Origin of the sequence: Sporanaerobacter sp., assembly GCF_047830725.1 — a bacterium.
Classification (GTDB): domain Bacteria; phylum Bacillota; class Clostridia; order Tissierellales; family Sporanaerobacteraceae; genus Sporanaerobacter.
The window spans coordinates 1,478,003-1,493,075 of the sequence record NZ_CP181252.1; the positions used below are offsets into that span (position 1 = coordinate 1,478,003).

Consider the following 15,073-nt stretch of genomic DNA (forward strand, 5'->3'; position numbering starts at 1 on the left):
AGATAATTTAACAAATAAAAGTTATTTCTAGCTTGATAAAAAAATAACATAATTGTATACTTATTTTAGAGGACAATATAAGGAGGGGGTCAGATGATGGTTTTAAATGTTTGCATTGGCAGTGCATGCCATCTGAAAGGATCATATAATGTGATCAATAAGTTTCAAGATATTATAAAAGATAGGGGTTTAGAAGATAAAGTAGTTGTAAAGGCAGCATTTTGTTTAGGCGAATGTACAAAGGCAGTATCAGTAAAAATTGATGAGGAAGAAGAGATCTATTCAGTTAATGAAAAAAATGCAGAAGAATTTTTTAACCGCCATGTACTAGGGAGGTTGTAAATGTGGAACTATTAAATTTTAACAAGGCGAACTGTAAACATTGCTATAAATGTTTGAGAGTTTGCCCAGTTAAGGCTATAAAATTTAAGAATGACCAAGCAAGTATTGTTGAAGAAAGATGTATTGCTTGTGGTCATTGTTTTATAGCTTGTCCACAAAACGCAAGGAAAGTTGCAAGTGATTTAAATAGTATAAAATCTGCTATACAAGATGGTAAAAAGGTAATTGCATCAGTAGCACCATCTTATATTGGGGCTTTTCCTATGGAAAGAGGAGAACAATTAGTCACAGCACTAAAAAAACTAGGATTCATGTATGTAGAAGAAACAGCTATAGGAGCTGATGTAGTATCGTCACTATATGAGGAAGAGTTGACTAAAGGAATGAGAAAAAATATGATAACTACTGCTTGTCCTTCAGTTAATCTTTTGATTGAAAAATATTTTTCATCTCTCACTAAATATATGCTGCCAATAGTTTCACCAATGTTAGCTCATGGGAAAATGATGAAAGAAGCTTACGGATTAGATAGTTTTGTAGTGTTCATTGGGCCATGTATAGCTAAAAAAGTAGAGGCCAATGAAGTGCAACATGATGATATTGTTGATGCTGTTCTTACTTTTGAGGAATTAGAAATGTGGCTTAAAGATGAAAATATAAATTTATATAAAGAAAAATTTACTCCATTTGATGACAGAGCTACTGAACGAGGTAGGGCCTATCCTATTGATGGTGGGGTGTTGAAGAGTTTTGTTAAAGGTAAAGACAATATAAAATATGATGTCATAAATATAGATGGAGTAGAAGAATGTATAGATTTTTTACAAGCCCTATCTAGTGAAAATATTGAAGGTGTTTGTGTAGAAATGAATGCATGTCGTGGTGGCTGCGTCAATGGACCGGGAATGCCTAAAAATGATTTAAGTAGATATAGAAGAGAAAAGAATGTTAAAGAGTATATAAAATCTAGAGATAGAAGTTTTACCTATGAAAAGATAGAAGTGCCACAAAATATTGATTTCAGTAAAGTTTTTATGGATAAGTCTTTTTATAGACCAGAGATTAGAGAAGAAGATATATTGACAGTACTTAGATCTATAGATAAATACAATGAAACAGATGAATTAAATTGTAGTGCTTGTGGATATGCGACGTGTAGAGAAAAAGCTCGGGCAGTTTTGGAAGGCATGGCAGAAACAAGTATGTGTCTTCCTTATATGAAGGGTAAGGCTGAAAGACTTTCAAATCATATATTTGAAAATAGCCCCAATGCTATATTTGTTATAGATGGAGATTTAAATATTGTTGAGTTTAATCCAGTTTGTGAAAAAGTGTTCAATGTAAAAGCTGAAGATGTTATAGGAAATCCAATTTCTACAGTTATTGATGACAGTATATTCGAAAAAGTAAAACAAACAAAAGAAGATGTTATACAACAAAAAGTATTTTATAAGAAACAAGGAGTAGTTTTGATTCAAAATATTATTCATATTGAGAATGAAGATGCTATGCTTGTCATTATGACAGATATAACATCAGCTGAAAAAGATAGGGAAGAGCTTGATAAAATAAAGAAAAACACATTGGATGCTGCTCAAGATGTCATAGAAAAACAAATGAGAGTAGCACAGGAAATTGCAGGGCTTCTTGGGGAGACTACTGCAGAAACTAAGGTAGTTCTTACAAAATTGAAAGAGCTAGTTCTAAAAGATGGTGATATAAAATGACATATTTTATAGATATTGCCCATAATAGCTTAAATAAAGATGGTGAGGAACTTTGTGGAGATAAAGTAGAAGTAATAAGAAGAGATAAATCTGCTATAGTAGTTATGGCAGATGGGCTGGGAAGTGGTGTAAAAGCCAATATACTTTCTACTTTGACATCTAAAATAGCAATTACTATGCTTAAAGAGGGAGCAAGTATTTATGAAACTGTTGATACAATTATAAATACTCTTCCTGTGTGTAAGGTAAGAAAACTTGCTTATTCTACCTTTACTATAGCTGAGATACAGGAAAATGGAGAAGCTTATTTAGCCGAATACGACAATCCTCCTGTATATTTGCTTAGAGAAGGAAGACTGGTACCCTTAGAGAGAAGAGAAACAGTCATAAATGGAACTATAGTTAAGGAAAGTAATTTCCAATTAGAAAAAGGAGATTTATTTGTCATAATAAGTGACGGTGTAGTTCATGCCGGAGTAGGAGGAGTGTTAAATTTGGGTTGGCAGTGGAACAACGTAGGCGAATACTTAAATAGAGCTGCTATGAATCAAAAAAGTGCAAGAAAAATATCTAGAAATTTGATAGATACTTGTCAGTATTTATATATGGACAAACCAGGAGATGATACAACAGTGGTGGCAATTAAAATAAGAGATAAGGAAGTAGTAGATTTATTTACTGGACCTCCCAAAGATCCATTAAAAGATAAAGAAGCTGTTGAAAAATTCATGTCAGGTTCAGGTAAAAAAGTTGTTTGTGGTGGCACTGCTGCTAAAATAGTTGCTAGGGAACTAGGGAAAAAAGTTATCCCAAATATGGATTTTATAGATCCAGAGGTGCCCCCAACAGCAGAAATAGATGGAATTGATTTAGTAACTGAGGGAGTATTAACTCTTAGCAAGACCATAGAAAAAATGAATAGATATATTGATTCGCCTTATAAAGACAATTTGTTTGAGAGCTTTGACAAAGAAGATGGTGCTTCAAGATTGGCAAGACTGTTAATTGAAGACTGTACTCATTTGAATTTGTGGGTTGGAAAGGCTGTAAATCCAGCACATCAGAATCCTGACTTTCCTATAGATTTAAGTATTAAGTTAAAAGTAGTAAATGAACTTATAAAAACTATGGAAAAATTAGGGACAAAGGTCAGTCTCACTTATATATAGAAAAGGAGTGGAGAAATGGAAAGAGTAAGAAAATTCGAAAGTGATGTTCAATTGATCAAATACGAAGTATTGAAAGAAGTAGCAAAATTGGCAATGGAAGGTACACTTGAAGAAAAAAAAGATGATATTCAATATGTAATAGATCCAGGACCAGAACCACGTACTAGATGTTGCATTTATAAAGAAAGGGAAATAACCAAAGAAAGAGTTAAGTTAGCTATGGGTGGGAATAGGGATATAAAGGGCATTGTAGAAGTATTAGAAGTTGCTTGTGATAAATGTCCTTTAAATAGGTTTTTTGTTACAGAAGCTTGTAGAGGATGTTTAGCTCATAGATGTTCTGAAGCTTGTCCAAGAGGAGCCATTCATCATATAAATGGTAGAGCTTATATAGATCAGGAAAAATGTATTGAATGCGGGAGATGTAAAGAAGCTTGCCCTTACAATGCTATAGCAGATGTTATGAGGCCTTGTAGAAGAGCTTGCCCTGCAGGGGCTATATCTTTTGATGATTCTAAAAAAGCAGTTATCAATTATGAAAAGTGTATACAATGTGGTGCTTGTATTATTCAGTGTCCTTTTGGAGCAATAATGGATAAGTCTTTTATAGTAGATGTAATTGAACTTTTAAAAGAAGCTAAAGAAAATGATGATGTTCATGTTTATGCTGCTATAGCACCAGCTATATCTAGTCAATTTACTTATGCAAAGATAGAACAAGTAGTTTGTGGAATTAAGAAATTAGGCTTTCATGATGTAGTTGAAGTAGCATTGGGCGCAGATATGGTAGGGCTTCATGAAGCTAAAGAATTTGCTGAAACTGTAGAGGAAAAAGGGATAGTTACTACATCTTGTTGCCCAGCATTTGTTTCTTATATAAAGAAAAACTATCCTGAATTGGAGGATAAAATTTCAAATACAGTTTCACCTATGATTGCTATATCAAGACTCATTAAACACATTGATTCTAAAGCTAAAATAGTTTTTATAGGGCCTTGTGTAGCTAAAAAAGGTGAAATAATGGAAGAAGAATTAAAAGGAGATACAGATTATGTATTAACTTTTGAAGAATTAGCTGCTATGCTTGATGCGGCAGAAATTGATTTGGAAAATTGCAACGATGGAGAATTAAACAATGCTTCATACTATGGAAGAATATTTGCAAGAAGTGGTGGAGTGACAGAAGCAGTAGCACATATAATTGAAACAAAGGGTATAGATACTGACTTTAGGCCAGTTAAATGTGATGGCATAAAAGAATGTGACAAGGCACTTAAGATGGCAAAAGTAAATAGATTAGATGGAAACTTCATTGAGGGCATGGCTTGTGTTGGAGGATGTATTGCAGGGCCTGCAAGTTTACACCATGGACCAAAAGATAAAAATGAAGTAGATAAATATGGAAAACTTGCTATTGAAGAAGATATAAATAGTTCTTTAAGAATATTTGAAATTAAGGATATAAATTTAGATAGAAAATAAATATTTTAATTATATATTATTTAATTTATAGTTAAATTTAATATTTTAGTGTATAATAAAGCCAAGACGCTGAACTGTCATTTCGCTAAAATGTGGTTTTGACAGTTCAGATCTTTAGGTTTTTTTATTTAGCAATTTTTAAGAAAGACCTTTATTCTATTTGGTTATAAAAAACCCTTTAAGGGTAAAAATATAAATAATATCTAGGAAGGAGTTGGTTTTAAGTGGAAACGAAGAAAACCCCATTATATGATGAACATGTAAAACTTGGTGGTAAGATTGTTGACTATGCAGGATGGTTTCTTCCTGTACAATATGAAGGAATTTTGGTTGAACACGAAGCAGTAAGAACTAAAGCAGGTATATTTGATGTGTCTCATATGGGTGAAGTAATGGTTAGAGGGAAAGAAGCTTTAAACTACTTACAATATTTATTGACAAATGATATTGGGGTATTGGAAAATAATCAAGTAGTATATACTTTTATGTGCTATCCTGATGGTGGTGTAGTAGATGATTTATTGACATATAAAATTAATGATGAAGAATTTCTATTGGTTATTAATGCATCTAATACAGATAAAGACTTTAAATGGATGCAAGACAATGTAAAAGATTTTGACGTAGTAGTAGAAAACATATCTGATAAAGTTGGGGAAGTTGCACTTCAAGGTCCAAACGCTGAAAAGATACTTTCTAAATTGACAGATGAAAATCTTTCCGATATCAAATTTTTCCACTTTAAAAAAGATATAAATGTAGCCGGTACTAAATGTTTAGTTTCAAGAACTGGATATACAGGTGAAGATGGATTTGAAATTTACACATCAACGGATGGAATTGTAAATGTTTGGAACAGCATATTAGAAGCTGGAGAAGAATATGGAATTAAACCAGCTGGATTAGGCTGTAGAGATACTTTAAGGTTTGAAGCAGGACTTCCACTTTATGGACATGAAATATCTCAAGATATATCTCCAATACAAGGAGGATTTAAATTCTTTGTAAAGCTTGATAAAGATGATTTCATAGGAAAAGATGCATTGGTTGCACAAAATGAAAATATTACAAAAAAAGTAGTGGGATTTGAATTGTTAGGAAAAGGTATTCCAAGAGAAGGATATGATGTAGTAGCAGATGGAAAAAAGATTGGATATGTAGCAACAGGATATTTTGCTCCAACTCTAAAGAAAAACATAGGGACAGCTTTAGTAGATGCTGAATATTCAAAAAAAGGAACTGAATTTGAAGTTATGATAAGGAATAAACCTGTTAAAGCCAAAGTAATAGATAAAAGATTTTATAAAAGAAAATAAATTAAAAAACAAAATAAATTTTAAGGAGGTAATTTTAATGAGAGTTTTAAAAGATTTATTGTACACAAAAGATCATGAATGGATAAAGGTTGATGGGAACAAGGCTTATGTAGGAGTTGCAGATTATGCACAAGAACAATTAGGAGATATTGTATATGTAGAATTGCCTGATGTAGATGATGAATTTGAAATTGAAGAAGCTTTTGGAGCAGTTGAATCTGTTAAGGCTGCTGCTGATATATATATGCCAGTTAGTGGAAAAGTATTGGAAATAAATGAGGCGTTGGAAGATGATCCAAGTTTATTGAATCAAGATCCTTATGAAAATTGGATGATATTGATTGAATTAAGTGATGCAAGTCAATTAGATGATTTGATGAATGCGAAAGATTATGAGAAATACCTTGAAGAGGAGGCATAATATGTATCCTTACATCCCTAATACAAGCGATGATGAAAAGAAGATGCTTGATGCAATTGGAGCAAAGTCTATAGAAGATCTTTTTAATGATATCCCAGATGATGTAAAGTTAAATAGACCTTTAAATTTAGAAAGTTCAAAATCTGAATTAGAGGTTAGAAATATACTTACGAAATTGTCAAAGGAAAATAAAACTGTAAATGATCTTACTTGCTTTTTAGGGGCAGGAGCTTATGACCACTATATACCATCAGTAGTTAATCATGTTATATCTAGAAGCGAATTTTATACATCTTATACACCTTATCAAGCAGAGATAAGTCAAGGAACTCTTCAATATATATTTGAATATCAGACTCTCATAGCTAATTTGACAGGTATGGATGTTTCAAATGCTTCACTATATGATGTAGGTTCTGGTTTAGGAGAAGCAGCTATTATGGCGACTAGTATTACTAGAAAAAATGAAATAGTTGTTTCTAAAACTGTTAATCCAGATGCTAGAAGAGTTCTTAAAACTTATGCTCATGTTCAAGGAATGAAAGTCATTGAAATAGATGATTTAGATGGAGCTACCAATTTAGAAGAATTAGAAAAAAATATAGGTGAAAATACAGCTGCAGTTATGGTTCAAAATCCAAACTTCTTTGGAATAATAGAAGATGTAAAAGCTATTGAAGAAATAACTCATAAGCAAAAGAAAGCTATGCTTGTTGTAAGTGTAGATCCTATATCATTAGGTATATTAAAATCTCCTGGTGAATTGGGAGCAGATATTGTTGTTGGAGAAGGACAGTCTTTAGGAATACCACTTAGTTTTGGTGGACCTTATTTAGGATTTATTGCAACTACACAAAAGCACATGAGGAAATTGTCAGGAAGAATTGTAGGAGAATCTGTTGATGCAGATGGAAATAGAGCTTTTGTACTTACACTTCAAGCTAGAGAACAGCACATAAGAAGAGAGAAAGCATCTTCTAATATTTGTTCTAATCAAGGACTTAATACTCTTGCAAGTGCTGTATATATGGTTGCTATGGGCAAAAAAGGATTAAAAGAAGTTGCTGTTCAAAGTACAGCAAAAGCTCATTATGCATATAAGAGCATGATAAACACAGGTAAATACAAACCATTATTTGACAAACCTTTCTTTAAGGAATTTGCTATAACAAGTGAAATACCTGGAGAAAAGGTAAATGAAACATTACTTAAAGAAGATATATTAGGTGGTTTCCTATTAAATAAATATTATCCCCAATATGAAAATGGAATTCTCTATTGTGTTACAGAAAAGAGAACCAAAGGCGAAATTGATAAATTAGTAAATGTATTGGAGGGGATAAAATGAAAAAGTATGATAAGTTAATTTTCGAACTTTCAACACCAGGAAGAGTAGGGTATACTCTACCAGAATTGGATGTAGAAGAAACTGATATCAATGAATTTATTCCAACCGAATATTTAAGAAGTGAAGAACTTAATTTTCCAGAAGTAAGTGAAGTAGATATCATAAGGCATTATACCAATTTGTCAAATAAGAATTATGGAGTTGACACAGGATTTTATCCATTAGGTTCTTGTACAATGAAATACAATCCTAAAATTAATGAAGATATGGCAAGACTTGATGGATTTGCCAATATCCATCCTTATCAACCAGAAGAAACAGTACAGGGAGCATTAAAGCTTATGTACAATTTGGAAAAGTCCTTATGTGAAATCACTGGAATGGAGAGAGTTACACTTCAGCCAGCAGCAGGTGCTCATGGGGAACTTACTGGTTTGATGCTTATTAAAGCATATCATGAAAATAGAGGAGATACTAAACGTACTAAGATAATAGTGCCAGATTCAGCTCATGGAACAAATCCAGCAAGTTCAGTAATGGCAGGATTTGAAGTGATAGAGATAAAATCCAATGAAAATGGATTGGTAGATATAGAAAGTTTAAAAGAAGCTTTAAGTGATGAAGTAGCAGGTCTAATGCTTACTAATCCAAATACATTAGGTTTATTTGAAAAAGATATAAAAGAAATTGCAAGACTTGTTCATGATTGTGGAGGACTATTATATTATGATGGAGCCAATGCCAATGCAATTATGGGTATCACAAGACCTGGAGATATGGGTTTTGATGTAGTGCACTTGAATTTACACAAGACTTTCTCTACACCTCATGGTGGAGGAGGACCAGGAAGTGGGCCAGTAGGAGTCAAAAGTCAATTGGTTGAATTTTTACCTGTACCTATTGTAGAAAAAGATGGAGATAGATATTATCTTGAATATGATATACCAAATACTATAGGGAAAGTTAAAGATTTCTATGGACATTTTGGAGTATTGGTTAAAGCCTATACTTATATTTTGACTATGGGTAGCGATGGACTCAAGAAAGCTAGTGAAATGGCTGTATTGAATGCTAACTATTTAGCAGCTGCATTGAAGGAAGATTATTATCTTCCAATAGAAAGAACATGTAAGCATGAATTTGTACTAGGTGGTTTAAAAGAAGAAACTTTAGATGTAGCTACTTTAGATGTGGCTAAGAGACTACTTGATTTTGGTTTCCATCCACCAACAGTATATTTCCCTCTTATTGTTCATGAAGCCATAATGGTTGAGCCTACAGAGACAGAAAGTATAGAAACACTAGATGAATTTGTAAAGGCTATGAAAGAAATAGCTAAGGAAGCTAGAGAAAATCCAGAGATACTGAAAGAAGCACCTCATGATACTCCTGTAAGGAGGATAGATGAAACGAGGGCAGCGAGAAATCCAATACTTAAATACGAAGGGTAGGTGTTTTCTTTGCAGAAAAACATAGCAGTTATAGGAGCAGGCCCTGGAGGTTATGTAGCAGCTATTAGAGGAGCACAATTGGGAGCAAATGTATATTTAATAGAAAATAGAGAAGTAGGGGGAACATGCCTCAACAGAGGCTGTATCCCTACTAAAACTTATTTTAGAAATGCTGAAATAATGACTACTTTAAAAAATAGTGAAGAGTTTGGAATAAGTGTAGATAATTATCAATTGGACGGGAAAAAACTTCAAAATAGAAAAAATGAAATTGTCAGCCAATTGGTAAGTGGTATTGAAAAGTTAATTGAGTCTTATAAAAATATAGAATTTATAAGTGGGAAAGCTAATTTAAAAGATAAAAACACAGTTTCAGTTAAATTGTGTAGTGGAGAAGAACGAGAAATAAAAGTAGACAATATAGTTATTGCTACAGGCTCTAAACCTACTATGACAGAGACAAAGGGTATAGAATTGGAAGGAGTAATTACTAGTGATGAGCTTCTTTCTATGGAAGAAATTCCAGAAACCCTAATAGTTGTAGGAGGAGGGGTTATAGGAGTTGAGTTTGCTAGTATCTACAATGGTTTAGGTTCTCATGTAATACTTTTGGCTTCTAGAATGCTAAAAAATGCAGATAAAGAAATTCAAAAGAGAATAACTCCTCTTTTGAAAAAACAAGGTATAGAAACATATGTAGATATTAGAGCTAAAGAGATAATCAAAGAAGGAGATAAATTAAGAGTAATAGCAAAATATAAAACTAAAGATAAGGAAATAGAAGTTGTAGGAGATAAGGTTTTAATTGCTTCAGGAAGAGGGCCAGTAGTAGAAGATTTGAACTTGGATGGTGTAGGGATAGAATATAGTCACAAAGGAATTCATGTAAATGAAGACTTTGAAACTAATATTGATGGAATCTATGCTATAGGAGATGTAAATGATGTAGGTGTACAACTTGCTCATGTAGCTTCCAATCAAGGTGTATATGTGATGGAAAAAATAATGGGTATTGAACCTGTAATCAATTTAGATGTATGGCCAAATTGTGTATTCTGTATACCAGAGGTAGCTCATGTTGGAATGACAGAAGAAGAAGCAAAGGAAAAGAATATCGACTATAAGGTTAGTAAATTCTTATTTGGTGCCAATGGAAAGGCTTTAACATTAGGAGAAACAGATGGATTTGTTAAAGTTATGGCAGATGAAAAGAATAAAATAATAGGAGTTCATATAATAGGGCCTCATGCCAATGATTTAATTCATGAAGGAGCATTGGCTATTTCAAATGAATTAGAAGTTGAAAATATAGCCAAGACAATACATGCTCATCCAACTTTGAGTGAAGCTTTTTATGAAGCTACACTAGGATTAGAAGGGCAAGCAATTCATATGGCTCCCCCTAGAAAAAGATAGCAGGTTTCTGCTATCTTTTTCTTTTGAAATATCATTTTATATTTCAGACTTTTTTGATAAGATAAGATTAAAACAACTTTGGAGGTCGAATATGAAAAAGAAGATGACAACAATTATATCAACTATATCAATAATTCTTTTCATCGTTTTTTTGAGTCTAGCTTTCTCAATAAAGGATGCTGACAAAGGTATATTATTTGATGAAAGCATGATGGAATGGGTTCATAAAAATATAAATTCTAATATGACTATAGTTATGAAGGGAATTACATTTTTAGGTTCTACATATTTTTTTATGATAGTAGGAGTATTGCTCTTATTTTATTTCATTAAAACAAAACACTATGAAGGAATATTTCCATTATTATTTTCAACTATAGGAAGTTTTTCTTTAAACGCTATTTTAAAACATATATTCACAAGAACAAGACCTATTGAGTATTTTCTTATACATCAAGGAGGATATAGCTTTCCAAGTGGGCATGCTATGGTTTCTATGTCTTTTTATACAACTATGACTTACTTTGTTGTAAAAAACAAAAAGTATAAAAACAAAAATTATTTATTTTGGATATTAAACTTCTTAATAGTAGGACTCATTGGCTTTAGTAGAATATATTTAGGAGTCCATTGGCCTACAGATGTATTGGCAGGATATATGATGGGATTTTTAGTGTACCTTTTTACTATATTTTTATCTGGATACAAAAAGAAAGAGGGATTTTAATTATCCCTCTAGTTTAGTATTTCTCTTTCTTGTTCCTTTATGAATTGATTTGTATACAATCTATAATAGTATCCTCTTTTGTTTAATAACTCATGATGAGTTCCAGCTTCTATTACTTGACCTTTTCTGATAACTAGAATCTTATCAGCATTTTTTATGGTAGATAATCTATGAGCTATGATGAAACTGGTTCTTCCCTTTAGTACCTTGTGGATTGTATCTTGTATTATTTTTTCTGTTTCTGTATCTATAGATGAAGTTGCCTCATCAAGTACAAATATTTTAGGATTTCTTAAAACTGCTCTTGCAAAGGATATAAGTTGCTTTTGACCTGTTGATAGAAGGTTTCCACCCTCTCCTACTTCCGTATCATATCCATCATGAAGTTCAACAATGAAATCATGAGCATTTACAAGTTTACTAGCTCTAATGATATCCAGTTCACTAGCTTCAAGATTTCCATATTTTATATTGTCTTTAATAGTACCACTAAAAAGATGAGGAGATTGAAGTACATAACCTAGGTTTTCATGAAGCCATACTTGAGGCCTTTTTTTATAGTCAACGCCATCTATGAGAATTTCTCCTTTAGTTGGTTCATAAAATCTACAGAGAAGGTTTACAATAGTGCTTTTCCCTGAACCCGTTTCTCCCACCAATGCTATAGTTTCTCCAGGATTTACATGAAGATTAAAGTTTTCAAGGACTTTTTCTCCATTTTTATATGCAAATGATACATTTTTGAATTCAATTTCTCCATTGATACTAGGCCAATTTTCTTTTTTGGGATTCATAAAGTCCCCATATTTTTCTATAACTTCTATACTATCTTCAATTTCTAAATCTTCATTTATAAGGGAAAATACTCTTTCGGCAGAAGCTTGAGCTGACTGAAGTTCAGCAAATATAGCAGCTAATTCTCTTACTGGTTCAAAAAACTGTATAGTATAGTTAACAAATATAACAAGAGTTCCATAACTTAATGTATTTGAAAGAACACTTTTTCCTCCAAAATTTAGGGCAAGGGAGGTACCGATACTTCCTAAAAGAAGAATTATAGGTAAATACAATGAAGATATAATCACTGCTTTTACAGAACTATCTCTCATTTCTCCTGTTAAATTTTTAAATTCTTCTAAATTTTGTTCTTCTCTTACAAGAGTTTTAGTAGTCTTTGCTCCAGAAATGTCCTCGTTGAAAGCACCAGTTATTCTTGAGTTTATCTTTCTTACCTTTCTATAGGCAGTAAGTATTTTTTGTTGAAAATAAACACTGATTATAGCCAAAGGTGGTATTACAGAAAGAGTTATAAGTGCAAGTTTCACATTTAGTGAAAACATGATGACTATTATAGTTATCATCATAGTTACACCCCAAACAAAATCCACCAATCCCCAAGATAGAGTCTCACTGAGTCTATTTATATCTGAAGTCATTCTCGCCATTAGCCATCCTACTGCTCTATTGTCATAGTAGGATAGGGAAAGAACTTGGAGTTTTTCAAATCCTATCTTTCTTATATCATAGGCCATTCCTGTTTCTATCCTACCAGCAATAGATATGAGAAACCAAGCATTTATTGCTTGAATAAGGACTAGAAGTCCATATTTTATAGCAAAAGCTTTTAATCCATTTGTAGTGCCTTTCATAACAAAATCGTCTATTGCTTTACCATTCATCAGTGGGAATATAGCATCTATTGCTCCTACTCCCACCATTACTAATGCCAATATAAAAAAGTATTTTTTATATGGTTTTGCATAGACTAAAAAGTTTTTCCAAAAAGATAAATCTATTTTTTCACTGTATTCCTTTTCTTGTATATCTTCCACGATGTCACCCCCATTAGTTAATACTTATATTTTCTAAATTGTCTTCAAGGGAATTTTGTATTTCATATACCCTTTTATATAAACCTTCTTTTTTTAATAGTTCTTCGTGATTTCCTCTTTGAACTATTTTTCCTTTATCCAGTACAAGAATCAAATCTGCTTCTTTTACAGTAGAAATTCTGTGAGAAATAATTATGGTAGTAGATTTATTTTTTCTTTTCTTTAGAGCTTCTCTTATAGAAATATCAGTTTCAGTATCTACAGCACTTAGTGAATCATCAAATACAACGATTGGGCATTCATTGATTATAGTTCTCGCAATTGCTATACGTTGTTTTTGACCTCCTGACAGTGATACACCTCTTTCTCCAACGGCTGTATCATATCCTTTGTCAAAGCACATGATATCTTCATGAATACTAGCTATTTCAGCAGCGTCTAGTACTTTTTTATCTTCTATACTTGGATTTGAGATTTTTATATTTTCTTTTATGGTTTTAGCAAATAGAAAAGGTTCCTGTAGTACCAATCCTACGTTTTTTCTAATCCACTTCTTATCAATAGTATTTAATTCTTTTCCATCTATTTTTATAGAGCCACTATTATATTCATAAAGTCTCGGAAGAAGATGAACCAATGAGCTCTTTCCAGAACCAGTAGGTCCTAGTATAGCCACAGTTTCACCAGCTTTTATATCAAAGGAGATTCCATTTAATACAGGTTTTTCTTTTTCATATTCAAAACACACATCTTTAAAAGAAACATTTCCTTGTATTTCAGGTTTTTCATGATTCTCTTCAAGTATTTCCATAGGTTCATTCAAAACTTCTTCTATACGACCTACAGCAACTATAGATTTTCCCATATCTGTAAGTATTCTTCCCATTTGCCTTACAGGCCATAAAAGCATACCTTCATAAGTTGTAAATACCACCAATGTACCTAAAGATATTTGACCTTTTGCTGCCCACAAGCTACCTACAACCAATACAGCACCTATTTGCATCATACAGATAAAGTCTGAAATAGCCCAATACCAGGCCATTAGCTTAATTAGTTTATAAACTAAATCTTTATATTTTTCATTTTTTTCATTAAACTTTTCAATTTCATATTTTTGTCTTGCAAAAGCTTTAACTACTCTTATACCTGTTAAGTTTTCTTGTAGTACTGTAGAAAGCTCACCTTCAGCTTCATCAGCTTCTAAAAAAACTTTCTGAACTTTTGAGAAAAAGACAAAAGCAAATATAAATATTATAGGTACTACAGCCATAGAAACTAAGGCCATCTTTACATGGAGATTGAACATTATATAAGAAACAAAAGCCAAAGTAAAAATTGCACCACCTATTTCTACCAATTGAACTGCTAAAAATCGTCTTATAGTTTCCACATCTGAACTACATCTTTGAATTAGATCTCCTGTATCAGCTTTTACATGATATTCATAAGGCAATCTCTGTATATGATCATATAATTGCTCTCTCATATTTTTGGCAGTGTTTTCAGAAGCTTTACTTGATAGTGTATTTTTCAAATAAAGAAATAAACCTCTAAAAATAGTTAAAATTATGAGTGCTATGCCTATAATCCACAGATTGTTTCTTAAATACTCTTTACCTCCTAAAAAATTTATAGTTTTAAGCATCCTCATAGAACTTATTTCTTTGTTTCCAATAATAGAGTCAATAGTAGTTTTCACTAAAAGAGGGCCTATTACTGTAAAAAATGTAGCAAGGACGATACTTACAACACTCATTGCATAAATAAATTTGCTGCCTCTCATGAACTTAAAAATCGATTTTAATCCTTTCATTCTATCCCTCCTGTCAAAAACAAAAT

Annotated in this window: 12 protein-coding genes; 10 read left to right on the plus strand and 2 right to left on the minus strand. The window is 32.2% G+C overall.

What is annotated here, in order from left to right; genetic code table 11:
- Positions 1–93: 93 nt before the first annotated feature.
- The 10 genes from ACFWUA_RS07210 to ACFWUA_RS07255 all read left to right on the plus strand — a co-directional run bounded on the left by ACFWUA_RS07210 (position 94) and on the right by ACFWUA_RS07255 (position 11,399).
- Positions 94–342, plus strand: coding sequence for an NAD(P)H-dependent oxidoreductase subunit E (locus tag ACFWUA_RS07210; protein WP_416197371.1), 249 nt, complete (start codon positions 94–96; stop codon positions 340–342).
- Positions 343–344: 2 nt separating this feature from the next.
- Positions 345–2,069 carry a [Fe-Fe] hydrogenase large subunit C-terminal domain-containing protein gene (locus ACFWUA_RS07215; RefSeq protein ID WP_416197372.1) on the plus strand — a complete coding sequence of 575 codons (1,725 nt, stop codon included), beginning with the start codon at positions 345–347 and terminating at the stop codon, positions 2,067–2,069.
- Complete coding sequence (locus ACFWUA_RS07220) at positions 2,066–3,238, plus strand: SpoIIE family protein phosphatase (RefSeq protein ID WP_416197373.1); 1,173 nt, start codon at positions 2,066–2,068, stop codon at positions 3,236–3,238. Before ACFWUA_RS07215 ends, ACFWUA_RS07220 begins: the two co-directional genes overlap by 4 nt.
- A 15-nt stretch (positions 3,239–3,253) precedes the next feature.
- Positions 3,254–4,720, plus strand: coding sequence for a 4Fe-4S dicluster domain-containing protein (locus ACFWUA_RS07225; RefSeq protein WP_416197374.1), 1,467 nt, complete (start codon positions 3,254–3,256; stop codon positions 4,718–4,720).
- A gap of 224 nt (positions 4,721–4,944) precedes the next feature.
- Complete coding sequence (gcvT, locus tag ACFWUA_RS07230; RefSeq protein WP_416197375.1) at positions 4,945–6,036, plus strand: glycine cleavage system aminomethyltransferase GcvT; 1,092 nt, start codon at positions 4,945–4,947, stop codon at positions 6,034–6,036.
- A gap of 37 nt (positions 6,037–6,073) precedes the next feature.
- The gene (gene gcvH, locus ACFWUA_RS07235; protein WP_416197376.1) at positions 6,074–6,457 is read left to right on the plus strand and encodes a glycine cleavage system protein GcvH; all 384 of its coding nucleotides are present in this window, start codon (positions 6,074–6,076) and stop codon (positions 6,455–6,457) included.
- Between the two features lies 1 nt (position 6,458).
- Positions 6,459–7,805 (plus strand): aminomethyl-transferring glycine dehydrogenase subunit GcvPA, encoded by a 1,347-nt coding sequence (gene gcvPA, locus ACFWUA_RS07240; RefSeq protein WP_416197377.1) that lies wholly within the window; start codon positions 6,459–6,461, stop codon positions 7,803–7,805.
- On the plus strand, positions 7,802–9,256 hold the full coding sequence (gene gcvPB / locus ACFWUA_RS07245; RefSeq protein ID WP_416197378.1) for an aminomethyl-transferring glycine dehydrogenase subunit GcvPB: 1,455 nt from the start codon (positions 7,802–7,804) through the stop codon (positions 9,254–9,256). The genes gcvPA and gcvPB overlap by 4 nt, the downstream gene beginning before the upstream one ends.
- Before the next feature lie 9 nt (positions 9,257–9,265).
- A complete protein-coding gene (gene lpdA, locus ACFWUA_RS07250; protein ID WP_416197379.1) occupies positions 9,266–10,672 on the plus strand; it encodes a dihydrolipoyl dehydrogenase in 1,407 nt (468 codons plus the stop codon).
- Positions 10,673–10,763: 91 nt separating this feature from the next.
- Positions 10,764–11,399: a phosphatase PAP2 family protein gene (locus ACFWUA_RS07255; RefSeq protein WP_416197380.1), complete on the plus strand. Its 636-nt coding sequence runs from the start codon at positions 10,764–10,766 to the stop codon at positions 11,397–11,399.
- 8 nt (positions 11,400–11,407) lie between these two features.
- Here ACFWUA_RS07255 and ACFWUA_RS07260 read toward each other — a convergent pair whose 3' ends face one another.
- Both ACFWUA_RS07260 and ACFWUA_RS07265 read right to left on the minus strand, forming a co-directional pair.
- On the minus strand, positions 11,408–13,231 hold the full coding sequence (locus tag ACFWUA_RS07260) for an ABC transporter ATP-binding protein (RefSeq protein ID WP_416197381.1): 1,824 nt from the start codon (positions 13,229–13,231) through the stop codon (positions 11,408–11,410).
- Positions 13,232–13,244: 13 nt separating this feature from the next.
- A complete protein-coding gene (locus ACFWUA_RS07265) occupies positions 13,245–15,047 on the minus strand; it encodes an ABC transporter ATP-binding protein (RefSeq protein ID WP_416197382.1) in 1,803 nt (600 codons plus the stop codon).
- Between the last annotated feature and the right edge of the window lie 26 nt (positions 15,048–15,073).